This window comes from Acinetobacter sp. CIP 53.82, from assembly GCF_000369465.1.
Lineage (GTDB): Bacteria > Pseudomonadota > Gammaproteobacteria > Pseudomonadales > Moraxellaceae > Acinetobacter > Acinetobacter indicus.
Genome location: NZ_KB850046.1, coordinates 1351234 through 1374455, shown reverse-complemented (window position 1 = coordinate 1374455; position 23222 = coordinate 1351234). Strand labels below are relative to the sequence as shown.

The window sequence follows — 23222 nt, the reverse complement described above, 5'->3', positions numbered from 1 at the left end:
TTTTTAGTCGGTAAAGGTGACTTTGGCAATGGCCTTTTTACTGGCCTGCACAATCAAGGTCACGTTTTCTTTTACCGAGAATGAGGCATCGACTGGTTGCCAATCAACTTTCACTGCACCACGACCGACAGCATCTTTAGCCTGTGCCGCGTTTTTGGTTAAACCTGCTGCACGTAAAATAGAAGCAATGAAAATCTCGCCGCCATATTCGCCACGTGAAATGGTCACTTCTGGTGTACCTTCTGGCAATTCACCTTCGGTAATCAGGTTACCGGCACCTTTATGCGCATTGGCTGCAGCTTCCGCACCGTGGAAACGCTCGACCAGTTCCAGCGCCAGAATCTTTTTCACATCCTGCGGGTTACGGCCTTCAGCCACTTCTTTCAGTAACTGCTGGATTTCTGCCACAGACTTGAAGCTGAGCAGGTCAAAATAACGCTCAATCAGTGAATCCGGCATAGACAGCACTTTTTGATACATCGCGCCTGGGGCATCAAATACACCAATATAGTTGCCTAATGATTTCGACATCTTGTTGACGCCATCTAAACCTTCCAGAATTGGCACGGTAATACACACCTGTGCTTCCTGGTTATAACGGCCCTGTAAGGTACGGCCCATTAGCAGGTTAAAGGTCTGGTCGGTGCCACCCAACTCTACGTCAGCTTCTAAAGCCACCGAGTCATAGCCTTGTACCAGCGGATACAGGAATTCGTGAATCGCAATTGGTTGCTGATTGTTATAACGCTTGGTGAAGTCATCACGCTCCAGCATACGCGCCACGGTTTGCTGTGAGGCCAGTTGAATTAAATCGGCCGCTGTTTTACTAGCAAACCATTCCGAGTTAAACACCACTTTGGTTTTGTTTGGATCGAGAATCTTGAACACCTGTTCCTGATAGGTTTTGGCATTTTCCAGTACCTGCTCGCGTGACAACGGCGGACGGGTCGCGCTCTTACCGGTCGGGTCACCAATCATGGCAGTATAGTCACCAATCAGGAAGAAGACCTCGTGCCCCAAATCCTGGAACACTTTCAGCTTGTTAATTAAAACCGTATGACCCAAATGCAGGTCAGGTGCAGTCGGGTCAAAGCCCGCTTTAATTTTTAAAGGACGGTTCTCTTTTAATTTCTTTAGAAGATCTTCTTCAGAAATAATTTCATGCGTACCTCGTTGGATGAGGGCAAGTTGTTCTTCAGCTGGCAAGAAATTTGACATCACAAAACCCAAACACATCAGTTATTCAATTTGTGCGATATACTAACACTTTTTCAGCACATTGCAGGCTTAAGAATAACCATGACAGCGATCTATATTGGAGTAATGACCGGCACAAGTATGGATGGTGTCGATATTGTTGCTGCTTCTTTTGATCCTTTACAGCTTCATGCCACCCTGACCCTGAGCTTCGATCCCGATTTACGCGATGAACTGATGGCCCTGACCCTGCCGGATGACAATGAAATTGACCGGATGGGCAAGGCCGATGTGGCGCTGGCGCAAATGATTGGACATGGCATTAACCGCCTGATTGAAGAACACCAGCTTGATCGCAGCCAGATTCGTGCCATTGGTTCACATGGCCAGACCATCCGCCACCGGCCTGAACATGGCTTTACCCTGCAAATTGGTGATCCAAATATTATTACCGAAATAACCCAGCTGCCGGTGGTCTCGGATTTCCGCCGGCGTGATATGGCTGCCGGTGGACAAGGTGCCCCTTTGGTACCAGCTTTTCATCAGGATGTGTTCCAGCATGACAGCATCCACCGGGTGATTCTGAATTTGGGCGGGATTGCCAATGTCAGCATGTTGCCTGCCGGACAGCCGGAAAAAGTCTATGGTTTTGATACCGGCCCGGCCAATATCCTGATGGATGCCTGGTGTGAACGCTACACCGGCCAGCCTTATGATGAAAACGGCAACTGGGCGGCTTATGGCCAGCCAATTCGCAGCCTGCTGGACCGTCTGCAGGCACATGAATATTTTTCCAAAGAGCCGCCAAAAAGTACTGGCCGTGAAGATTTCAACCTGGAATGGCTGGATGAACAGATTGCCGACTGGCGCAATGACCTAGCCTATCAGGAACTGGAAGATACCCCGGAAAATGTGCAGGCCACCTTGTTAAAGCTGACTACTCGGGCGATTAAAAAAGCCATTTACCGCTCGGGCATGGACACCGGTGAAGTCTATGTTTGTGGGGGCGGTGCCTATAATTCCTATTTACTGGAACAGCTGCGCTGGCGCTTACGCAAACATGAGTGGAGTGTACAGACCACGGCGGATTTAGGTATTAACCCGACCTGGGTGGAAGCCACTGCTTTTGCCTGGTTGGCGATGCGTTTTCTGAACCAGCAAAGTGGCAATTTCCCGGCTGTGACTGGGGCCAAAGGCTACCGGATTTTAGGAACATTGACCGCAGTCTAGGCCAATCTCTTTGTATTAAAAAAGATATTCAAAAAGCCCTCAAAATAGAGGGCTGAGTATTTTAAAATTCTGCTTAAATCGAGAAAGAAGAACCACAGCCACACGTAGTCGTGGCATTCGGATTTTGAACCACAAAACGTGAACCTTCCAGACCTTCTAAATAGTCCACCACTGAACCGACCAGATATTGATAGCTAAGTGAATCGACCAGCATTTTTACGTCACCATTCACGAATTCAGCATCATCTTCATTCATGCTTTCAGCAAAGTTAAAGCCGTAAGAGAAGCCCGAACAACCACCACCGGTCACATAAACGCGTAACATTAAATCTTGGTTGCCTTCACTGTCACGCAATTGGCGTACTTTGTTCGCAGCATTGTCAGTCAGCACAAGGGCTTGGGCATTCATGTCGGATTCCTCGTTCGATTCAAATGTCTTTTAACAGAAAAGACCACATATCAAGTATAACATACCCAATATATGGTCAGTCATGTTCAATTCAAAGTCAATTCAGACTAATTTTATCAGGATTATTTGTAATTCTCATCCTGCAGGCCGCATTCGAAGTTTTTCGGGTCCTGCTTACAGCGGAATTGCCACAGCAGCTTCATCATGCGTTTGTCATAAATACCTCGTTTGGTCAAGTCAATCCGTGCCTCACGCATCATCTTCTGATAGCCCGGTTTGTCGGCTGCCGGAATATTCATCCAGTATTTTTGTGGAATATCGGCTTTCATTTTACCCAAGATGTTAAAGGCACGTGGCAATTGACCTTTGACCCATTCCCGTGATTTCTGGCCAAAACCGGCCGGGAACTTGTTCGGGCGAATAATAATATTGCCAGTTACCTGTAAAATCGGATAATTCACAATCGCGCCTTTACTGCCCAGGCCCTTATGCAGCTCTAGCGGCTTAAACACGGCGGCCGGTGCACCAATAATATCGACCTGACCATTATTAAACTTGCTGCCGAAGTTGGTGACATCGGAACTGACCGCCTGCGCACCAATCTGCTGCACCATAATTTTTTGTGCCTGGTCATAATCCAGGACCGCAATTTTTTTACCGGCAGCTTTGGCCACAGTATTAATGCTGCGGTCATTGACCATTAAAAAGGCATCACCAACAGGCACTACACCTGCCACTTCATACTGGCCCTGAGTCATGAAACGGGAAAATTTCGGGCTGGCCAGCCCCTGCATGACTTTGACCGCCAGATTTAAGTCGGGAATTGCACCAATTGCATCCAGAGAACCGGTAAAGCTGTTAAATTGACGCCCGCGCATACCGGTGACACTAATCCCGTCACATTTACCGGCTTTAAAATCTTCGGCAATTACCGCTTCATTCTGCCCGACGCGCAGTTCAATATCGGCGCCCCAGGCTTTGGCCGCCAGCTGATAGTCCAGCATCAGCGCATACACATCACCACTTTTTCCCACCAAATCAAAGACACACACTGTCTGCTTGGCCTGTGCTGCAGTCGCACCGAGTCCCATCACTGCAGCCAGTGCGATGCCTTGAGCATAATATTTCATTGATCTTTCCTTTATCGCTGTTCTTGTTGTTTTCAGTTGTACTGAATCGTGTTTAATGTTTTAAAAAGCTATTTTAGCGCATCCATCCTTGTTCTTTTTACCCTTGGAGATCACGCTCTCCTGCTCCTCCTGTCTGTATGCCTTTGATGAAACAACTCATCTCTATTTTTTTAGGCTTGGACAAAGATGAAGCTATTATTTTTGATTAGCTTACGTGATTTGACCTGAACTGCAATGGCCCAAGTGACAAGGTTCCAGATGCAACAACCCGGCACAGATGCCGGGTTGTTTTTCCTTAAAAATGAAGCTTATTCACCGCCCAGTGAACACTCGAAGTTGGCTTTATCGACAGAACAGCGGGCACGTTTGAGTACGTTCATCATCGACGCATCATAAATACCGCGCTTGGTCATATCCATCCGCCCTTCACGTAACAGTTTCTGGTATTTGGTTTTCTCTTCCGCGCTCAGGTTCATTTTGTATTTGGCTGGAATGCCTGCTTCCAGACGTTTAATCATGCCCAAACTTTTTGGCAGGTTTTTCGAGAACCAGTCACGCGATTTCTGGCCAAAACCAGCCGGGAATTTCTCCGGACTAATTACTAAATCAGCCGTGACATGCAGTACCGGGAAATTAAACATGGCGCCTTTGCTGCCCAAGCCTTTATAGATTTCCAGCGGCTTATAGGCATAGGCTGGCGCACCAACCATATCGACCTGGCCATTATTAAATTTCGCCACAAAGTTAGAGACATCGGAGATTACCGCCTGAGCACCGACACGTTGCACCATAATTTTTTGTGCATCGTCATAGCCCAGTACCGCAAATTTCTTGCCGGCAGCTTTTTCAATTGAATCAATATTCTTGTCACGGACAAAAATAAAGGCTGAACCTAAAGGTGCAATTCCCGCCACCTCATATTTTTTCCCCCCCAGATTGGTGACCATTTTGCCGGCATTACGTTTGTCCAGTGCAAAGGTAATTGCACGTTGGGCAATGGCATTGCTTGGCACACCGCCCAGCGCATCAATTGAACCGGCAAATTTATTGTACTGACGGGCACGCATCGCAGTCAGGAAAACCGCATCACATTTGCCAGCTTTAAAGTCATTATCGGCCACGGCTTCATCCTGACGGGGAATCAGGTTAATGTCTGCGCCCCAGCCTTTTGCAGCCAGCGCCCATTCCTGGGCCATTTGATAAGATTCACCAGATTTGCCGAGTAAATCGAAGATACATACATCGACCTTGGCTGCCTGAGCATTGCTGGCCATACCCAAAGTAGCCAGTGCAGAAAGCGCGAGAATTGTTTTTTTCATTGTATTTGTCCTTACAGAATCGTCTTTCATCAAGAGTGTCCATACACTTGCTGAATATTAAGCAACTTGTTTTTAAAAAAATAGAGCTTTTACTCCAAATATTTTTAAATCGTGACCAATTCAATTTATACAGCTGCTGATCTCAAACCCACAAATTGCAGAGATCAGCAGTATTTTCAATGGCTTAAAAATTTCAGGCAGCGCGGTGAAAATTTACACATCACGGCCACTTTTTTACAAACTTATAACCATTTTCTCTATTCGCCACCAAGTGAACATTCAAAATTGGTACGTTCTACCGTGCAACGTGCCCGTTTCAGGACCCGCATCATTGAGCCATCATAAATGCCTTTTTCGGTCAGTTCGATGCGGCCATCACGTAGCAGTTTCTGGTATTTGTCCTGATCTTCCTTGCTGAGTCGGGTGCGGTATTTATTTGGAATTTCCGCTTCCAGACGTTTCACCATGGCAAAGTTTTTCGGAATCTGCTGGACAAACCAGCGCCGGGACTGCACTGCAAAACCATCTGCGAATTTTTCTGGCCGGATAATCAGGTCCGCCGTGACATTGACCACCGGAAAATCAATCATGGCACCGCGTGTGCCCAAACCTTTTTCAATTTCCAGCGGTTTAAAGGCATAGGCCGGTGCGGCCACAATATCAACCTCGCCCTGATTAAACTTGCGTACAAAATTGGAAATATCGGAATCGACTGCAATACCACCGACCCGCTCCACCATCATTTTTTGTGCCGGATCATAATGCAGAATCGCAAATTTCCGGTTTTTGATGTGCTCAACCGAGTTCATGGCCCGATCTTTAACAAAAATATAGGCCGAGCCAATCTGGCCGATGCCAGCCACTTCAAAGGTTTCCTGGCCAATCCGGGTCACCAGACGGCGGTTATTGCGCCGGTCCAGCACATAACTAATGGCTTTCTGGGCAATGCTATTACTTGGCACACCGCCCAGTGCATCAATCGAACCGGCAAATTTATTGTATTGCCGCGCCCGCATTGAGGTCATATAGGCACCATCACACTTGCCCGCCTTAAAATCGCGCTCGACCTGGGCTTCATCCTGATAGGCTTTCAGACTGACATTGCTGCCCCAGCGCTTGCTGGCCAAGGCCCATTCTTCCAGCAATTTATAGGATTCTCCGGCCCGTCCCAACAGATCAAAAACACAGACCTGCGGATTGGCCTGAGCCAGGCCACTGACGCCACACAAGGCCAGTGTCGACAACAACAAAACTCCGTTTTTCATTTTTGTCACCGTACATTTGTTTTTGTTTTTTATCAGAAATTTTAATATATCGGGCTTGGTTTTATAAAAAAACCCTGCATAGCCGCTTTCCGATAGATGACACGGCGCCCGCTTTTTCATTATTTTTTTCGATGTGTTGCTGTAGCACCTGAAATAAACTGCGCCAGCTTTTTGTTTTCCAGAGCGCATCCTTTAGAATAGGCGCATTCTGTTCCTGAGTTTAGTGAGTCCAATGATTCAATTTGACCAAGTCTCTTTACGCCGTGGTGGTCGTGTCTTATTTCAAAAAGCGTCCATGCAGATCCATCCGGGTTGGAAAGTTGGCCTCACCGGAGTCAATGGCGCCGGCAAATCGACCTTATTTGCCGCCTTATTGGGAGAACTGGGGGCAGATGAAGGCAGCCTGACCCGTCCATCGGGCTGGACCGTTGCGCACATGGCCCAGGAAGTCAAAGCCCTAGATATGCCGGCGCTGGATTTTGTGTTATCGGGCGATGAAGAATACTGGCAGATTCAGAAACAGCTGGCACAACCTGAACAGCTCAGTAACAGCGAACTGGCACAATTACATGGCCGTTTTGATGAAATTCATGGCTATTCTGCCCCATCTAAAGCCGCCCAGTTAATGGCCGGTCTCGGTTTTATGGAACATCAGCTACGTCTGGATGTCTCCAGTTTCTCCGGTGGATGGCGCATGCGTTTAAATCTGGCACGCACCCTGATGAGCCGCTCCGACTTACTACTTCTGGATGAGCCAACCAACCACTTGGATCTGGATGCCATTTTATGGCTTGAAGACTGGCTCAATGCCTATGAAGGCACTTTAATCCTGATTTCACATGACCGCGATTTTCTCGATGCAGTGACCGATCATATCCTGCATATTGAAAATCAGGAACTGACCTTATATACCGGCAATTACTCGACCTTTGAAGTGACCCGCAGCGAACGTCTGGCCCAGCAGCAACAGGCCTTTGAAAAGCAGGTTGAAGCCCGCGCACATCTGCAAAAATTTATTGACCGTTTTAAAGCCAAAGCCACCAAGGCGCGTCAGGCGCAAAGCCGGATTAAACAGCTGGAAAAAATGCAGTTGCTGGCACCGGCGCATGTCGATACCCCGTTTACCTTCAGTTTCCGTGAACCCACCAAAATGAGTTCACCCTTACTGACTCTGGATCAGGCAGAAATTGGCTATCCGGGCAAAAGTATTGCCAGCAAAATCAGTCTGCAGATTACCCCAAGCTCGCGTATTGGCCTGCTGGGCATGAACGGCGCCGGTAAATCTACTCTAATTAAATCACTGGTTGGTGATTTAGCGCTTTTAAATGGCCAGCGCAAAGCCTCTGAACTGCTGAATATTGGTTACTTTGCCCAGCATCAGATGGATGCACTGGATGCGCAGGCCAGCCCGATGCTGCAATTGTCACGTCTGGCCGACAAACAGATCAGTGAAGCCACCCTACGTTCGTTCCTCGGCAGTTTTGGTTTTAGCGGCGAACGTATGGATACGCCGTGCGAAAGCTTCTCCGGCGGTGAACGCGCCCGTCTGGCCTTGGCCCTGATTGTCTGGCAGCGCCCGAATGTACTGATTCTGGATGAACCGACCAACCATCTGGATTTAGACATGCGTCATGCCCTGAGCATGGCCTTACAGGACTTTGAAGGCGCAGTGGTACTGGTATCGCACGAACGTCAGCTAATCGCCAGTGTCTGTGATGACCTGCTGTTGGTGCATGCCGGACGCTGTACTGAATTTTCCGGTGATTTGCAGGATTATGCCAAATGGTTACGTGAGGCCCGTCAGCAGCAGATCAATGCCCAAACCGCATTGGCACAGGCCAGCGCAAGTACCAACAAGACTGCCGCACCGGCCAAAGTTGATAAAGAAGCACAGCGCAAACTGGCGGCGCAGCGCCGTGAAGAAACCCGTCCGCTGCGGAAAAAAATTGAACAATGTGAAAGCCAGATTGAAAAAATCCAGCCCCGTCTGGCCAGTATTGAAGAACAGCTGGCTGACAGCAGCCTGTATGAAGCTTCGCGTAAAGAAGATCTGCTCAAGCTGATGAATGAACAGACCAGCTTAAAAGCCACGCTGGAACAGGTCGAAGAAACCATGCTGGAACTGATGATGGAACTGGAAACCCTGGAACAATCATTCCAGAACAGTTAATCCCGTTTCTTCCGAAACCTTCCCCTCAAGATAGCCCCAGTGGCTATCTTTTTTATTTCCACTTTATGATCACTCCTCTTTTTAGCCCGTCTGTTTTCTTTAAAAAGATCAAGGAGGATGCTCACCAATAGCTGTTTTCCTCTCCGTTTTAGCTCTGATTGCACTTACTGAACTGCAATATAAAGCCCTCTTGCACACAGCTTGGCCGGTTTTTTTATACATAAATTTACAGCCGCGCATCTCATCATGAAGAAATGTGGCCGGCTCAATGCGCGGGTCTGGCCTTCTGCTAGCCAAGAGAGGAAATTCTATGCGTGCCTTAACCTATCATGGAACCCGAGATGTAAGAGTTGAATCGGTGCCTGACCCAATTATTCAGGAACCGGATGATGTCATCCTTCGCGTCACCGCCACTGCCATTTGTGGCTCAGATCTGCATTTATATCGCGGTAAAATTCCGGCCACAGAACACGGCGATATTTTTGGACATGAATTTATGGGCGTGGTCGAAGAAGTCGGCCCCGAGGTCACAGCGGTAAAAAAAGGCGACCGGGTAATTATTCCCTTTGTAATTGCCTGCGGTCACTGCTTTTTCTGTGAACATGAGCTGACCGCTTCCTGTGAAAATACCAATACGGGCCGCGGCGCCATTCTGAACAAAAAACAGATTCCACCGGGTGCAGCGCTGTTTGGCTACAGTCATCTTTATGGCGGCGTGCCGGGTGGACAGGCCGATTATGTGCGAATCCCCAAAGGCAATATCGGTCCTTTTAAAGTTCCCGGTTCACTGCCAGATGAAAAAGTGCTATTCCTGACCGATATTCTGCCAACCGCATGGCAGGCGGTGACCAATGCACAAATTGGCAAAGGCTCCAGTGTAGCCATTTATGGTGCCGGACCAGTGGGATTACTGTCAGCGGCCTGTGCACGGATGCTTGGCGCTGAACAGATTTTTATGGTCGATCATCACCATTACCGGCTGCAGTTTGCCCATGAAACCTATGGCGCGATTCCAGTCAATTTTGATGAAATGGATGCGGCCGAGTTTATTATTGACAATACTCCCGGCCATCGGGGTGTCGATGCGGTCATTGATGCAATTGGTTTTGAAGCCAAAGGCAGCATGATTGAAACCGTGATGACCAACCTGAAACTGGAAGGCTCCAGCGGCTTTGCCCTGCGCCAGTGTATTGCCGCAGTGCGCCGTGGCGGCGTGGTCAGTGTGCCGGGCGTCTATGCCGGTCCAATTCACGGTTTCCTGTTCGGTGATGCCTTTGATAAAGGCCTGACCTTCAAGATGGGCCAGACCCATGTGCATCGTTACCTGCCCGAATTACTGGAACGGATTGAAAATGGCGACCTGTCCCCCGAAGTGATTATTACCCACCGTATGAAACTGGCCGATGCTGCCGAGGGCTATCGTATTTTTGATCAACGCGAACAGGATTGCCGCAAAATTATTCTCACGCCCTAATCCATCGCGCCAACAAAAAAGCGCCCGCAGGCGCTTTTTTTAAATCATGCCCTTAGGCATCAATATCGGCATTCAGGGCGTTCTCTTCAATAAAAGCACGACGTGGTTCCACATCATCGCCCATTAAACATGAGAACATCCGATCTGCTTCAATCGCATCTTCAATGGTCACCTGCAGCATATGACGGTTTTCCGGGTCCATGGTGGTTTCCCAAAGCTGCTCGGCATTCATTTCACCCAGACCTTTATAACGCTGGATCATCATGCCGCGGCGTGAGTCCTGCAGAATATGCTGCCAGACCTGATGGAAGCTGTTGACCTGAATCTTGCGCTCGCCTTTTTGCAAGTACGCGCCTTCTTCAATCAGGCTAAACCAGCTCTTCGAGTTCTTCAGCAAACGTGCGTACTCACCCGAACCGAGTAAACCGGCATCCAGCAAATAGGCATGTGGCAGGTTATGCACATAAATGGTAATACGTGGCCAGTAAATCGCAGACTTCTGTCCTTCCGCATCTTCTTTGTCAAAGGTTTCGATGCTGAGTTCAGGACGTAAACTGCTTTGAGTGGCCGCGATATAGGCACACAGCTGCTCACCCCAAGCCTGTACATAATCCAGATCATGCGCCTGATCCAGCTTGAACGCCTCTTGTGCCAGCAAACCATCTAACAGGCTGGCTGGATAACGCAAGGTTAAACGGCTCAGGCTCTTTTGCGAGGTCTGATAATCGGCAATCACCGAAGCCAGTGCTTCACCACGAATCGCCGGTGCATCTGCGCTGACATGCAGGGCCAGTTCATCAATGGCATTGGAAATCAGATAGGTTTCCAGTGCTTCATTGTCTTTAATGTACTGTTCCTGCTTACCTTTTTTCAGCTTGTACAGCGGTGGCTGGGCAATATAGATATGACCACGTTCCACCAGCTCCGGCATTTGACGAAAGAAGAACGTCAGCAGCAAGGTACGGATGTGCGAACCATCGACGTCGGCATCGGTCATGATAATGATTTTGTGATAACGCAGCTTGTCCGGGTTATATTCTTCACGGCCAATTCCGCAGCCCAGTGCAGTAATCAAGGTGCCGACTTCTGCCGATGAAATCATCTTGTCAAAACGGGCACGTTCCACGTTCAGGATTTTACCTTTTAGCGGTAAAATCGCCTGCATTTTACGGTTACGGCCTTGCTTGGCTGAACCACCCGCAGAGTCACCCTCGACCAGATACAGTTCAGATAAAGCTGGATCTTTTTCCTGACAATCGGCCAGTTTACCCGGTAAACCGGCAATATCCAGCGCGCTCTTACGACGGGTCATTTCACGTGCTTTACGCGCTGCATCACGGGCACGCGCTGCATCAATAATCTTGCCGGCAATCGATTTGGCCGCTTGCGGGTTTTCCAGTAAATATTCCGAGAAGGATTTATTCATGGCCTGCTCGACCGCAGGTTTTACCTCACTCGACACCAGTTTTTCTTTGGTCTGTGAAGAGAATTTTGGATCAGGCACTTTCACCGAAATAATTGCGGTCAAACCTTCACGTGCGTCATCCCCGGAAACCACCACTTTCTCTTTTTTGAGCAGGTTTTCGTTTTCCATGTAGCTGTTTAAACCACGGGTCAACGCGGCACGGAAACCGGCTAAATGGGTACCGCCATCTTTTTGCGGAATATTGTTGGTAAAGCAGCGTACATTTTCCTGATAAGAATCATTCCATTGCAACGCAACTTCAACTTCAACTCCAATGCCATTTTCTGCCTGCACGGTAAAATGGAAAATATCATTCAGATGGTTTTTGCCTTCGTTAATATATTTCACGAACTCAGACAGACCACCTTCATAGTCATAGATATGTTCCAGGTTAATACGCTCATCTTTCAGGACAATACGTACACCGGCATTCAGGAACGACAGCTCACGTAAACGGCGCGCCAGAATATCAACATTATAAATGGTCTGGCTAAAGGTTTCAGCACTTGGCCAGAAACGAACCATGGTTCCGGTCTCTTCTGTTTCACCAACCACGGTTAATGGATATTGCGGATCACCATGACGGTATTCCTGCTGATGAATCTGACCGGCACGTTTAATGGTCAGTTCCAGTTTGCTCGACAGGGCGTTTACCACCGATACCCCGACCCCGTGCAGACCGCCCGACACTTTATAACTGTTGTCGTCGAACTTACCGCCGGCGTGCAGGATGGTCAGAATCACCTCAGCAGCCGATACGCCTTCTTCCGGATGAATGTCGGTTGGAATACCACGACCATTATCGGCCACAGATACCGATTCATCTTCGTGAATAGTAACTAGAATCTCGTCACAGTGGCCGGCCAGCGCTTCGTCAATCGCGTTATCGACCACCTCGAACACCATGTGGTGTAAACCGGTACCATCATCTGTATCACCGATATACATGCCCGGGCGTTTACGAACAGCATCTAGGCCACGTAATACTTTGATACTAGAGGAATCATAAGCCTTTTCATTGGTTTGTTCTGTTTGAGTGGCAGATTGATCTTCTGAACTCATGGTTTCTCCCTAGTAAAAACTGGTCTATCCAAAGATAAAAAACTATTGCACAACAACTTGAACAGTACCGTTTTCAACATTGAATAATTGATAGGAAATAGACAAATCATGTAAGTGATTCTGCACTGATTCATGGTCTAAGGTGGTAATAAAAACTTGACTACCAAGTTGGCTCAATCGCTCAATTAAACGTCGTTGTGCGGTTAAATCTAATTCTGCTGTCAGATCATCTAATAATACCACAGTTTCCTTATTGCACGCATGCAGCATTGCAATCTGTGACAGTTTTAAAGCCATGATCAATAACTTTTTTTGTCCGCGTGACAGCACCACATCGGCATCGCCCGTCGCTGTTTTTAAACGTAAATCTGCGCGATGCGGTCCATATTCGGTATAGCGGCGTTCCACATCTTTCTGATGATGATTGACCAAATCGCTCATTAAACCCGGTTCCGGATGAAATCCCGGATGGTATTCCAGGCGAATGTTTAAATCAGGCAACAACTGCTGTAAATCCTGCTGAAAATAGTGCTGCCACTGCTCGATAATACTGTAGCGTTGCAGATGCAGCATTTCACCATACTGGCTCAGCATCTGGTTCCACGGTTCTAGTTCTGCCAGGCTTAAATGACGCCGGGTTTTTAGTAAGCTGTTACGCTGTTTTAAGGCCCGCGAATAGTATTGCCAGGCATGATAAAATTCTGGTTCCACGTGGAACATCATCCAGTCCAGCAACTGCCGGCGCGGTTTGGCGCCGTGGTCGATAATATCAGTACTTTGCGGATCAATCAGTTGTAGCGGCAGCAGTTTGGCCAGCTGCCCCTGGGTGGCAATATGATCACCATTGACCTTAATCAGTTGTTCCCCAGACAGCAGTTTTTGCATGCCGATTTTTTCGGTGGGCGACTGGGCAAATACAATCGCATCTTGGGCATCATGCTGAATATAGTTTTTGGGGATATGGGTACGGAAGGAACGACCGGTGGCTAGTAAATGAATGGCTTCCAGAATCGAGGTTTTACCGGAGCCATTGGCACCATAAAAGACATTAAACGGCTGCAACCCGACGAGTGCAACCGCTTTTAAGTTTCGAACACGTTCTATATTTAAACGCGTAATATGCATAATCGTGTCAGATCACATACAAGCTTAGACACGCATCGGCATCACAACATAGGTTTGATCTTGCTGCGCTGGGTCTTGCACCAGTACCGACTGGTTGGCTTCGGTCATGGTCATCGCCACATCATCACCATCCAGTGCACCTAATACATCCAGCAGATATTGAGCATTGAACGACATTTCCAGCGGTGCATTGTTGTATTGCACGGCCAGGTCTTCAATCGCTTCATCCTGCTCCGGGTTGTTGGCGCGTAATTGCAGTGAATCTGCATTAAAGTTCAGGAATACGCCGCGTAATTTTTCATTACTTAAAATCGCCACACGCTGTAACGACTGCTTGAACACGTCATGTGCAATCATCACCACTTTATCACCACCACGTGGAATCACACGGCGGTAATCCGGGAATTTACCGTCAATTAACTTGGTGGTGAAACGTACGGTAATATCGCCCTGCTCTTTGTCACGGCTCGGCACGGAAATGGTTACATTTAACAGTTCACGGCCAATTAACAAAGACAATTGCTCATCTTCAATACTCAGCAAACGCTGTAATTCACCCACAGCTTTACGTGGCACAATCGCCTGAATCGGTTGTGTCGCATTTGAAGAGGCACCGGTTTCACATAATGCCAAACGGTGGCCATCGGTAGTCACAGCGCGCAGCTGTTTTTCATCAATTTCCAGCAAGGTGCCGGTCAAATAGAAACGTACATCCTGCACCGCCATGGCAAAGGCAGTTTTTTCAAATAAACGTTTTAATTCACGCTGAGTCACCGCTACCTGTGTGCCTTGAGTATTTTCAGTGGCCAATAACGGATAATCTTCGGCTGGTAAAGTCCCCAACACGAAACGGCTGTTGCCCGATTTTAAAATACAGCGCTGATCTTCAGTAATCTGCAGGTCAATTAAAGCCGCAGTCGGCAAAGATTTACAGATATCCATCAGTTTACGTGCCGGCACCGTGGTCTCACCCGCCTGTAAACATGCACCTTCAGCCAGAACCGTACTGGCCACCAGCTCCACTTCCAGATCGGAACCGGTAATGGTCAGTGCCTGTTCGGTCACCTGAACTTTCACGTTAGATAAAATGTTTAACGTATGGCGACGTTCAACCGCTCCTACAACATGTGATAGAACATTGAGTAAGCTTTCTTTGGCGATTTTTAAACGCACGGTACATTCCTCTAACAACTGAAGATGATGAAGATAAAAATTAATTTTTTAGCAGTGTACTATGCGGCAGAATATGCCGCATTGCAAGAACAGAATTTGACCAAACCGGCCTAACTTTGCAACAGGCGTTGCAGGTTTTTATAGTCCTCGTTGAAGATTGGATCTTCTTCGCGCAGGCTTTGTACTTTCTCGCAGGCATGCATCACGGTACTGTGGTCACGACCACCAAAAGCCATGCCAATTTCGGGGAAACTGTCACCGGTCAGTTCACGGGCCAGCCCCATCGCCAGCTGCCGTGGACGGGCATAAATCCGGGTACGTTTTGGCCCGACCAGCTCTTTGAGTGGAATACGGAAATATTCACTGACCACACGCTGGATATTTTCGGTACTGATGGTACGCGCACGAATCGCCAGCACATCTTTTAGAGATTCACGCACCACATCCAGATCAATCGCGGTGCCTTTAAAACGGGAAATCGCGACCACCTTGTTTAAGGCGCCTTCCAGTTCACGCACGTTGGCGACCACCTGCTGGGCAATAAACAAGGCACAGTTGCGCGGTAAATCGACGCCACTGCTTTCGGCTTTCTTTAATAGAATTTCAATCCGGGTTTCAATATCGGGCGGTTCTACCCCAACTGACAAGCCCCAGGAAAAACGTGACACCAGACGCGGGTCCAGTTCGGTCAGTTCTTTTGGATAACGGTCCGACGTCAGAATAATCTGCTTGGATTCATCCAATAAGGCATTAAAGGTATAGAAAAACTCCACCAGACTGGCTTCTTTACCGGCCAGCAAATGAATGTCATCCACCAAGAGCAGATCAAGTGAACGGCAATTTTTCTTGAATTCTTCAACCTTGCCCTGCTGTAGCGAGCTAACAAAGTCATGTACAAAGCTTTCAGCAGTCATATACATGACCCGGGCATTCGGCTTGGCCTGCAACAAGGCATTCCCCACCGCTTGCATCAAGTGGGTTTTACCCAGACCGGTCGGGCCATATAAAAATAGCGGGTTATGTTGTGAAGCGCCCAGATGGGTCAATACTTTACGGCAGGTTTCTGCCGCCATCTGGTTAGAACGGCCTTCTACAAATAAAGAAAAGGTAAATAAAGGGTTTAACTGACGCTTGCGGCTGTTTTTGCTGCCACTCTCTTCTTTGTCCTTTTTTGGACGGCTGACCGGTGCCGGTGCTGACTCTAAAGCAGCGGTGGTGGTCGCTGGCTGTTCACTGGCCGATAAAATGGCGCCCGGACGGGAATCGACCAGGATTTCAACTTTACGTACCCGTCCTTCAGACAGTTGTTCGGCCAGAATCGTGATCAGCTCAAGATGATGTTCCTGAATATAGCGGGTCCAATACGGGTTCGGTGCATATAAACGTAAAGTATCTTCTGATTCTTCTGCAACTAATGGGCGAATCCACATCGTAAAGACATTCCCAGAGAGCTCTTGTCGCAAGCGATTTAAGCAGTCCGTCCAAAGCATGTGAAAACCCCTATTTATTCCATTTTAAATTTAAAACGCATTCGTCCGCTGCAAGCGGGTCGCCATTCTAACCAAGTTATCCACATCTGTCATGAGAAATTGAGCGAATTTAGCCAAAAAACAAACATCAAGATCTAAATTTAAATTTAAAAGCTGGTGTGGATAAGTTTATCCGCAAGCTGTGGATAAAATATAGCATAAAGTTATCCACAATGTATTAAAAATATAAAAACACAGTTATCCACATGCAAAGTATATGTTTTTAAAATTTAAAAATTGCTTTTCCACATAAAAAAGCCACCCTAATAAGAATAAATTTAAATTTATAAATTTGAATTTATATATTAGAGCGTGCTCGGATGTGGATAAACTGAAAATAAATTTAAATTCGAATTTAAACCTGCAGAGAATAAATTTATTCACATGGTCTTGTGGATAATTATGTGAATAATATTGTTTATAACTTATTTTATATGTTTTAACAATAGGATAGCTTGTGAATAAGCCAGAATATGTACAATTGCCTATTCCTGGATAAACTTAAGGCCTTTTATAAAAATTAGGCTTATTTAAAGGAAAACCGTGTTTTTGATTGACAGCTCAAGCAATGAGCACTAAAATCGCGGACCTTTATAGAAAGATCATTTTTGGAGTTTCGACATGAAACGTACATTCCAACCATCTGAATTAAAGCGTAAACGCGTTCATGGTTTCCGTGCTCGTATGGCTACTAAAGCTGGTCGTCAAGTATTAGCTCGCCGTCGTGCAAAAGGTCGTCACAGCTTAACTGTTTAATCAGTCACGCTGCATCGACTTGGGTGTTATGACATCACTTTATGGCTTCAGCACAGAGCTTCGTATACGCTGTGCTGCCGATTATAAAGATGTGTTTGATGGTGCGCTTTTTAAAGTGCATCAACCCCATTTCTTATTTCTGGCAAAACCGTCCGAACTGCTGAACAGCCGTTTGGGTATTGTTGTTGCCAAGAAAAAAGTGCGTCGTGCACACGAAAGAAATCGAGTAAAACGACTTGCTCGCGAAAGTTTTCGCCTGCATCAACAGCAATTGGCTGTACTGGATATTGTGGTGATGCCCAAAATGGGGATTGAAACAGTGCCAAATGCAGAGTTACATCAGCAATTACAATTTGCTTGGCAGAAATTGCACCGCCTTGCCAAAAAGCATTCTAAAATAGCTCCCTCCCCACATCAGTAGAGATGACCAATGGTACGTTTACTGCATTGGTTGATTCGTTTCTATCAGATTGCGATTAGTCCGCTTCTTGGACCACGTTGTCGCTATATTCCAACCTGTTCTCAATATGCCCTGGAAGCAGTTCAGATCCATGGGGCCGGACGTGGTGTGTGGCTGGCGACCAGACGTATCTGTCGTTGTCATCCGTGGAGTGGTTCGGGCTATGACCCTGTACCGGCCAAAGCAATTCGTTTTATTTCATTTCAGCAAATAGATTCTCAAACGGGTCACATTGCTGTACCCTTTCGTGAACGTTTATTGAACCAAAATCACTCTAACCACTTGGGGTAATAGATATGCAACAATGGGCCAGGATTGCAATTCTCGGGGCCATGTTTGTTGTCGCTTATTTGCTCATTTTGGCTTGGCAAAAAGATTATGGAAATGCTGAAACCCAACCACAGCAACAGGCTGCGGTGGTTTCACATGAAGTATCTGCAGATTTGCCAAATGGCCAAACCGCTACAGCAGCTTCTGATGTACCGCAGGCAAATATTTCAGCGCAGCAGACTCAAACCACAGATGCCACTGCACCTGTAAGTCAGCAGCTTATTTCAGTACAAACTGACCTTTATCATCTTTGGATCAATCCAAAAGGTGGTGATATTGTTCGTGTTGAATTACTCAATCATGACAAAAATAAAGACAGTGATGCACCGTTTGTAATGCTTGAAAGCGATGACAAACGTACCTATGTCGCTCAGTCAGGCCTGATTGGTCTGAATGGACCAGACAGCAGCCGTAATGGTCGTCCAAGCTATGAAGTTGAAAAATTAAGCTATAGCCTGGAAGATGCCAAAGCCGTTCAGAATCAGGACGGTGAAGCGGTGAAAGTGTTAAATGTACCAATGGTGTACAAAACTGCTGACGGTGTAGAAATTATCAAGACCTTCAGCTTCAAGCAAGGCGAATATCCGATTGTGGTCAACCACAAAGTGGTAAACCGCAGTGGCCAGAACTGGCAAGGTCAAATGTTTGGTCAGATCAAACGTGATAACTCGGATGATCCGGGTAAATCGGACCAGGGCATTTTCACTTTGGGTACCTTCCTGGGCGGCGCCTGGGGGACACCGGATGAACACTACAACAAGCTGAAATTCGACAACTTCACTGAAGAAAAGCTAAATGTTGAAGCGACTGGCGGCTGGGTTGCGGTGGTACAGCACTACTTCGTGAGTGCATGGGTGCCGGGTAACCTGAAACTGACCCAGGCCGATGGCCAACCGTATAGCGCCAAGCTGGAATCGCGTAAATCAGGCGATAATATGAATATTATCGGCTTTACTTCGCCAACCATTAATGTACCGGCAGGTACAGTGGCAGAAGTCGATGCGACCTTCTATAGCGGTCCAAAAATCCAGTCAGAGCTGAAAGATCTGGCCACTGGTCTGAATCAGACTGTGGATTATGGCTGGTTATGGCCAATTGCCAAACTGCTGTTTGTAGGCTTGGAATTCTTCCACGGCTTAGTGGGGAACTGGGGCTGGGCAATTATTCTGTTGACCATTCTGGTGAAGCTGATTCTGTGGCCATTATCGTCGAAGAGCTACCGTTCTATGGCGAAAATGCGTGTGATTGCACCTGAAATGCAGCGCATGAAAGAAGAGTTCGGTGAAGACCGGATGCGCTTCTCGCAAGAGATGATGGCGCTATACAAACGTGAACAGGTTAATCCGTTGGCCGGCTGTTTACCGCTGTTACTGCAAATGCCAATCTTCCTGGCCCTGTACTGGGTACTGATGGAATCTGTAGAGCTGCGTCATGCGCCATGGTTACTCTGGATTCAGGATTTATCGGCAATGGACCCTTGGTTTATCTTGCCGCTGATCATGGGTGCGACCATGTATATTCAGCAAATGCTGAACCCGCAGCCGACCGATCCTATGCAGGCTAAAGTCTTCCGCATTATGCCGGTCATCTTTACCGTATTCCTGCTGTTCTTCCCGGCGGGTCTGGTGTTGTACTGGATTGTCAACAACCTGATCACCATCTTGCAGCAAGGCCTGATCAACAAATCTGTTGAGAAAGACCGTGCCAAACGTGATGAAGCGACCCCAGTCAACTAAGTTGTACTGACGAGCTGAATAAATCCGCTTAAGATGATACTCTTAGGCGGATTTTTTTTGGCCCGACTTTAAGCATTGCGACAGGTGAATTTATGCTGACCCAAACCACAACAATTGCTGCGATTGCCACTCCACCCGGGCGTGGCGGTGTGGGGGTAATTCGCCTGTCTGGTCCCAAATCCTATGCTATTGCTGAAGCCTTAACCCAAAAGCAGCTGCCGAAAGCCCGTTTTGCCGGCTTCCGTCAGTTTTATGAGGCTAGCGGTGAGGTGATGGATGAAGGTTTGGTGATTTGTTTCCCCAATCCAAACTCCTTTACCGGTGAAGATGTGGTGGAACTGCAAGGTCATGGTGGCCCGGTCATTCAAAATGCCCTGCTGGCACGTTTACTGGAACTCGGCGCGACCGCAGCCAAAGCGGGTGAATTTTCCATGCGCGCCTTTGAAAATGGTAAGCTGGATCTGGTACAGGCTGAAGCGATTGCCGACCTGATTGACGCCACTTCGCAGGCCGCAGCACGTTCAGCGGTACGTTCTTTACAAGGTGCATTTTCAACCAAGGTCAATACGGTTTTAGAAAAACTGATTCATCTGCGTTTGCATGTGGAAGCAGCGATTGATTTTCCGGAAGAAGAAATTGATTTTCTGGCCGATGGTAAAATTCTGGCCCTGCTGGATGATGTTGCCAGCTCAGTCACCGCGGTACAGCAATCGGCACGTCAGGGACAATTATTACGTGAAGGCTTGCAGGTGGTGATTGCCGGTAAACCGAATGCCGGAAAATCATCTTTACTGAATGCTTTAGCCGGGATTGAACGGGCGATTGTGACCGATATTGCTGGTACCACCCGTGATGTGCTGCATGAAAAAATCACCTTAAATGGCTTGCCGATTACCCTGACCGATACCGCCGGTTTACGGGAAACCGGTGATGTGGTGGAAAAAGAAGGCATCCGCCGCGCGATTAAAGAAATTGAACAGGCCGATTTATTGCTGCTGGTGTATGACCTGAGTCAGGGTGAAGATCCGCTGCAATTGGCCCAGGAATATTTTGCCGATCATCTGGAACCCAAACGTCTGATGCTGATTGGTAATAAAGCAGATTTGACTGGTGCTGAAGCCGTTATTGGTGATTATCAGGGTTTTCGTCATATTACCGTGTCGGCCAAGCAGGAAACCGGTGTTCAATCGCTCATAAATGCGATTACAGCCCATGCAGGCTTCCAGCCGGAAGAAGATACCTTCATTGCCCGAACTCGTCATTTAGACGCAATGAAGCGCACCCAGTACTATCTGGCCGAAGCGCGCGAGCAGCTGGTAGATTATCATGCCGGTGAGCTAGTGGCTGAATCCCTGCGTCTGGCGCAAAATGCCCTAGGTGAAATTACCGGAGATTTTAGTGCCGATGATCTGTTGGGTAAAATTTTCGGTTCTTTCTGTATTGGAAAATAAGCGCAGCACGCTCTGAGCTTGCTAAGCATTTAAAAGCATCAGGTGTTAGCCACCTGGTGCTTTTTTATTGCTTTTTATCAGGCAATCTCGTCATTTCAGCCTAAAGGGTTTCGTATACTCTAAGGGAACAGCCTGTCACATCGTATGCGGCAGTTTACATCTTGCCATCCGCCCTTCTATTGCCCGATATTCAGGCTATGATGAGTGAATAACCTACAAGTTGTTCCAATAAAATCCTGAATGCAGTTCAACAAAAACACTGCCGGAGGTGTGGCATGCTGGAGGTGGTTGATTTACGTGAGTCACTGGTTGCTTTAGTGAGTGTGCTGCAGCTGTTGCTCGAGTTTATCTCGGTGGTCTGTGTGGTGATTGGTCTGGTCAAAACCTTAATGGTGCTGGTTCAGCTAAAATCCGGCCGCAGTGCGCGCTATTGTTTTGGCAATTGGCTGGCCACTGCGCTGGAGTTTCAGCTGGCCGCGGATATTCTGGCCACCACGGTCGATCCGGATATGGACAGCCTGATCAAACTGGCGATTATTGCGGTCATTCGGACCTTTTTAAACTACTTTTTAATGAAAGAGCTGGAACATCAACCCGGTACAGAGAAATAAAACTATTCAATCATCTGGTGGATGTTGATATGGTCAGCATCTGATTGGCAGCGCAGTCTGTCCGCACCCAGGATCAGGCCGAGGGTGCCTGATCATCCCCGACTCAACAGCATTAATTTAAAAGGTTAGCACTTTACGCTGCTGCCAGATCAGGCTGAGGCAAAGCAGCCCAATCAGCATGCAGAAGCTGATAATACCCACACTTAAGCCAAAATGGTCTGATAAATAGCCCACCGCAATAATCGGTACAATGGTGCCCAGATAGGCAATAAACAGATAACTGGACATAATTGCAGCGCGGTTGTGCGGCTGACTCATCTGGTGAATCAGGCCAAAGGCGCCCAATAAGCTCAAGCCATGCCCAATTCCGACCAGCACATCACTGACAAAGAACAGCGGGCTCCATTGCAGCGACATACATAAACCCAGCAGAAGCAGACTGCCGAGCAGCGCATAGAGCCCCCAGCGCAAGGCCGTGGCAGGCAGCACGCTACGGGCAAAAAACTGGACGATGGCTGAAATAATTAAAATCGCAGAAATTGCTACACCACTGACCAGTGGTCCATGCCAAGGCAAAATATCCTGCACAAACGACGGCGACAGCGAAGCAAACAGACTAAAGCCGGCAAAGGCACAAAACGCAGCGAAACTGACCAGAAAAAAAGCAGCCTGATACGGCGCATCCGGGGTTTGTAATTTGGGATAAACCGAAAAGGGCTGCTGTTCAAAGGCAGGCTGTTTTAGCTTGAACAGGCCCAGCCCACAGAAAATGGCACTGACAATCACCGGAAGATAAGGCGTGACCAGCGGTTGCTCGGCAAACTGGGCAATCACACCGCCCAGAAATGGCCCTAAACCAAAGCCAATTGCGGTAATAATCGAGCTGAGCTGTGGCGCCAGCAGTTTATGGCTATCGGGCACTACATTCATCAGCCCCAGCATGGCAGAGGTGGTAATCAGTCCCGAAGCAATCCCAATAATAAAGCGGCCGAGGCCCAAATACAGTGCTGTCGGCGCCCAGGCTGACAGTATCAGTCCAATCGTGACCAGGGCAATACCGACCTGCAAGCTGCGAACAAAACCAAAGCGGTTACTGGTTCGCCCCAGAAACAGTAAAGTGGCCAGACAACCGAACATATAGGCCACAAACAGATAGGTAATATGACTCGGCAGCAGCTGCCACAGCTCCTGATATAGGGGATATAAAGGGCTGGCCAGTGCGGTTCCAACGGTACCAATACACAGCGCCAGGCTGACCATTAAAAACGGCTGCCACGATTGAGCGTTTGACATGAGAGAATAAAAAAATACCTCAGCTTTTTGGCTCAGG

General features: G+C 47.8%; 19 protein-coding genes. 9 read left to right on the top strand and 10 right to left on the bottom strand.

Translation table 11 applies throughout. The features are described 5' to 3' along the window. Positions 1 to 3: 3 nt before the first annotated feature. Complete coding sequence (tyrS, locus tag F905_RS12075) at positions 4 to 1236, bottom strand: tyrosine--tRNA ligase (protein WP_005181149.1); 1233 nt, start codon at positions 1234 to 1236, stop codon at positions 4 to 6. 63 nt (positions 1237 to 1299) lie between these two features. On the opposite strand from tyrS, the gene F905_RS12070 reads away from it, so the two are divergent. Further along, the gene (locus tag F905_RS12070) at positions 1300 to 2427 is read left to right on the top strand and encodes an anhydro-N-acetylmuramic acid kinase (RefSeq protein ID WP_005181147.1); all 1128 of its coding nucleotides are present in this window, start codon (positions 1300 to 1302) and stop codon (positions 2425 to 2427) included. A gap of 73 nt (positions 2428 to 2500) precedes the next feature. Here F905_RS12070 and erpA read toward each other — a convergent pair whose 3' ends face one another. The 4 genes from erpA to F905_RS12050 form a co-directional block, all read right to left on the bottom strand. Next, positions 2501 to 2836 (bottom strand): iron-sulfur cluster insertion protein ErpA, encoded by a 336-nt coding sequence (gene erpA, locus F905_RS12065; protein WP_005181144.1) that lies wholly within the window; start codon positions 2834 to 2836, stop codon positions 2501 to 2503. A gap of 122 nt (positions 2837 to 2958) precedes the next feature. Then, on the bottom strand, positions 2959 to 3927 hold the full coding sequence (locus F905_RS12060) for a putative solute-binding protein (protein ID WP_171065126.1): 969 nt from the start codon (positions 3925 to 3927) through the stop codon (positions 2959 to 2961). 347 nt (positions 3928 to 4274) lie between these two features. Further along, positions 4275 to 5285, bottom strand: a complete 1011-nt coding sequence (locus F905_RS12055) for a putative solute-binding protein (RefSeq protein WP_005181139.1) — start codon at positions 5283 to 5285, stop codon at positions 4275 to 4277. Positions 5286 to 5542: 257 nt separating this feature from the next. Beyond that, positions 5543 to 6550, bottom strand: coding sequence for a putative solute-binding protein (locus tag F905_RS12050; protein ID WP_034598267.1), 1008 nt, complete (start codon positions 6548 to 6550; stop codon positions 5543 to 5545). A gap of 232 nt (positions 6551 to 6782) precedes the next feature. Here F905_RS12050 and F905_RS12045 point away from each other — a divergent pair, with 232 nt between their 5' ends. Both F905_RS12045 and F905_RS12040 read left to right on the top strand, forming a co-directional pair. After that, the gene (locus F905_RS12045; protein WP_005181134.1) at positions 6783 to 8720 is read left to right on the top strand and encodes an ATP-binding cassette domain-containing protein; all 1938 of its coding nucleotides are present in this window, start codon (positions 6783 to 6785) and stop codon (positions 8718 to 8720) included. Positions 8721 to 9030: 310 nt separating this feature from the next. Beyond that, a complete protein-coding gene (locus tag F905_RS12040; RefSeq protein WP_005181133.1) occupies positions 9031 to 10194 on the top strand; it encodes a zinc-dependent alcohol dehydrogenase in 1164 nt (387 codons plus the stop codon). Between the two features lie 52 nt (positions 10195 to 10246). On the opposite strand, the gene gyrB is transcribed toward F905_RS12040, so the two are convergent. The 4 genes from gyrB to dnaA all read right to left on the bottom strand — a co-directional run bounded on the left by gyrB (position 10247) and on the right by dnaA (position 16509). Next, complete coding sequence (gene gyrB / locus F905_RS12035) at positions 10247 to 12721, bottom strand: DNA topoisomerase (ATP-hydrolyzing) subunit B (protein WP_005181130.1); 2475 nt, start codon at positions 12719 to 12721, stop codon at positions 10247 to 10249. Positions 12722 to 12763: 42 nt separating this feature from the next. Continuing rightward, positions 12764 to 13846, bottom strand: coding sequence for a DNA replication/repair protein RecF (gene recF / locus F905_RS12030; protein WP_005181126.1), 1083 nt, complete (start codon positions 13844 to 13846; stop codon positions 12764 to 12766). Positions 13847 to 13870: 24 nt separating this feature from the next. After that, positions 13871 to 15019: a DNA polymerase III subunit beta gene (dnaN, locus tag F905_RS12025; protein WP_005181124.1), complete on the bottom strand. Its 1149-nt coding sequence runs from the start codon at positions 15017 to 15019 to the stop codon at positions 13871 to 13873. A 110-nt stretch (positions 15020 to 15129) separates the two neighbouring features. Then, on the bottom strand, positions 15130 to 16509 hold the full coding sequence (gene dnaA / locus F905_RS12020) for a chromosomal replication initiator protein DnaA (protein ID WP_005181121.1): 1380 nt from the start codon (positions 16507 to 16509) through the stop codon (positions 15130 to 15132). A gap of 660 nt (positions 16510 to 17169) precedes the next feature. Between dnaA and rpmH the strand changes: the two genes are divergently transcribed. The 6 genes from rpmH to F905_RS11990 all read left to right on the top strand — a co-directional run bounded on the left by rpmH (position 17170) and on the right by F905_RS11990 (position 21892). After that, positions 17170 to 17304: a 50S ribosomal protein L34 gene (gene rpmH, locus F905_RS12015; RefSeq protein WP_000831329.1), complete on the top strand. Its 135-nt coding sequence runs from the start codon at positions 17170 to 17172 to the stop codon at positions 17302 to 17304. 28 nt (positions 17305 to 17332) lie between these two features. Then, a complete protein-coding gene (rnpA, locus tag F905_RS12010) occupies positions 17333 to 17725 on the top strand; it encodes a ribonuclease P protein component (protein ID WP_005181120.1) in 393 nt (130 codons plus the stop codon). A gap of 9 nt (positions 17726 to 17734) precedes the next feature. Then, a complete protein-coding gene (yidD, locus tag F905_RS12005) occupies positions 17735 to 18055 on the top strand; it encodes a membrane protein insertion efficiency factor YidD (protein WP_005181116.1) in 321 nt (106 codons plus the stop codon). A gap of 5 nt (positions 18056 to 18060) precedes the next feature. After that, positions 18061 to 19830 (top strand): membrane protein insertase YidC, encoded by a 1770-nt coding sequence (gene yidC / locus F905_RS12000; RefSeq protein WP_005181113.1) that lies wholly within the window; start codon positions 18061 to 18063, stop codon positions 19828 to 19830. 95 nt (positions 19831 to 19925) lie between these two features. Further along, a complete protein-coding gene (gene mnmE, locus F905_RS11995) occupies positions 19926 to 21281 on the top strand; it encodes a tRNA uridine-5-carboxymethylaminomethyl(34) synthesis GTPase MnmE (protein ID WP_171065125.1) in 1356 nt (451 codons plus the stop codon). 275 nt (positions 21282 to 21556) lie between these two features. Continuing rightward, positions 21557 to 21892, top strand: a complete 336-nt coding sequence (locus F905_RS11990; protein ID WP_005181102.1) for a DUF1622 domain-containing protein — start codon at positions 21557 to 21559, stop codon at positions 21890 to 21892. 117 nt (positions 21893 to 22009) lie between these two features. Here F905_RS11990 and F905_RS11985 read toward each other — a convergent pair whose 3' ends face one another. After that, positions 22010 to 23152: an MFS transporter gene (locus F905_RS11985; protein ID WP_005181100.1), complete on the bottom strand. Its 1143-nt coding sequence runs from the start codon at positions 23150 to 23152 to the stop codon at positions 22010 to 22012. Positions 23153 to 23222 lie beyond the last annotated feature (70 nt).

Coding starts and splice junctions, on each gene's coding strand:
- rpmH (WP_000831329.1), top strand. CDS start 17,170: ATGAAACGTACATTCCAACCATCTGAATTAAAGCGTAAACGCGTTCAT.
- F905_RS11990 (WP_005181102.1), top strand. CDS start 21,557: ATGCTGGAGGTGGTTGATTTACGTGAGTCACTGGTTGCTTTAGTGAGT.
- tyrS (WP_005181149.1), bottom strand. CDS start 1,236: ATGTGTTTGGGTTTTGTGATGTCAAATTTCTTGCCAGCTGAAGAACAA.
- F905_RS12060 (WP_171065126.1), bottom strand. CDS start 3,927: ATGGGACTCGGTGCGACTGCAGCACAGGCCAAGCAGACAGTGTGTGTC.
- dnaA (WP_005181121.1), bottom strand. CDS start 16,509: ATGCTTTGGACGGACTGCTTAAATCGCTTGCGACAAGAGCTCTCTGGG.
- F905_RS12070 (WP_005181147.1), top strand. CDS start 1,300: ATGACAGCGATCTATATTGGAGTAATGACCGGCACAAGTATGGATGGT.
- F905_RS12040 (WP_005181133.1), top strand. CDS start 9,031: ATGCGTGCCTTAACCTATCATGGAACCCGAGATGTAAGAGTTGAATCG.
- yidC (WP_005181113.1), top strand. CDS start 18,061: ATGCAACAATGGGCCAGGATTGCAATTCTCGGGGCCATGTTTGTTGTC.
- yidD (WP_005181116.1), top strand. CDS start 17,735: ATGGTACGTTTACTGCATTGGTTGATTCGTTTCTATCAGATTGCGATT.
- erpA (WP_005181144.1), bottom strand. CDS start 2,836: ATGAATGCCCAAGCCCTTGTGCTGACTGACAATGCTGCGAACAAAGTA.
- F905_RS11985 (WP_005181100.1), bottom strand. CDS start 23,152: ATGGTCAGCCTGGCGCTGTGTATTGGTACCGTTGGAACCGCACTGGCC.
- rnpA (WP_005181120.1), top strand. CDS start 17,333: ATGACATCACTTTATGGCTTCAGCACAGAGCTTCGTATACGCTGTGCT.
- gyrB (WP_005181130.1), bottom strand. CDS start 12,721: ATGAGTTCAGAAGATCAATCTGCCACTCAAACAGAACAAACCAATGAA.
- F905_RS12055 (WP_005181139.1), bottom strand. CDS start 5,285: ATGAAAAAAACAATTCTCGCGCTTTCTGCACTGGCTACTTTGGGTATG.
- F905_RS12045 (WP_005181134.1), top strand. CDS start 6,783: ATGATTCAATTTGACCAAGTCTCTTTACGCCGTGGTGGTCGTGTCTTA.
- F905_RS12050 (WP_034598267.1), bottom strand. CDS start 6,550: ATGAAAAACGGAGTTTTGTTGTTGTCGACACTGGCCTTGTGTGGCGTC.
- recF (WP_005181126.1), bottom strand. CDS start 13,846: ATGCATATTACGCGTTTAAATATAGAACGTGTTCGAAACTTAAAAGCG.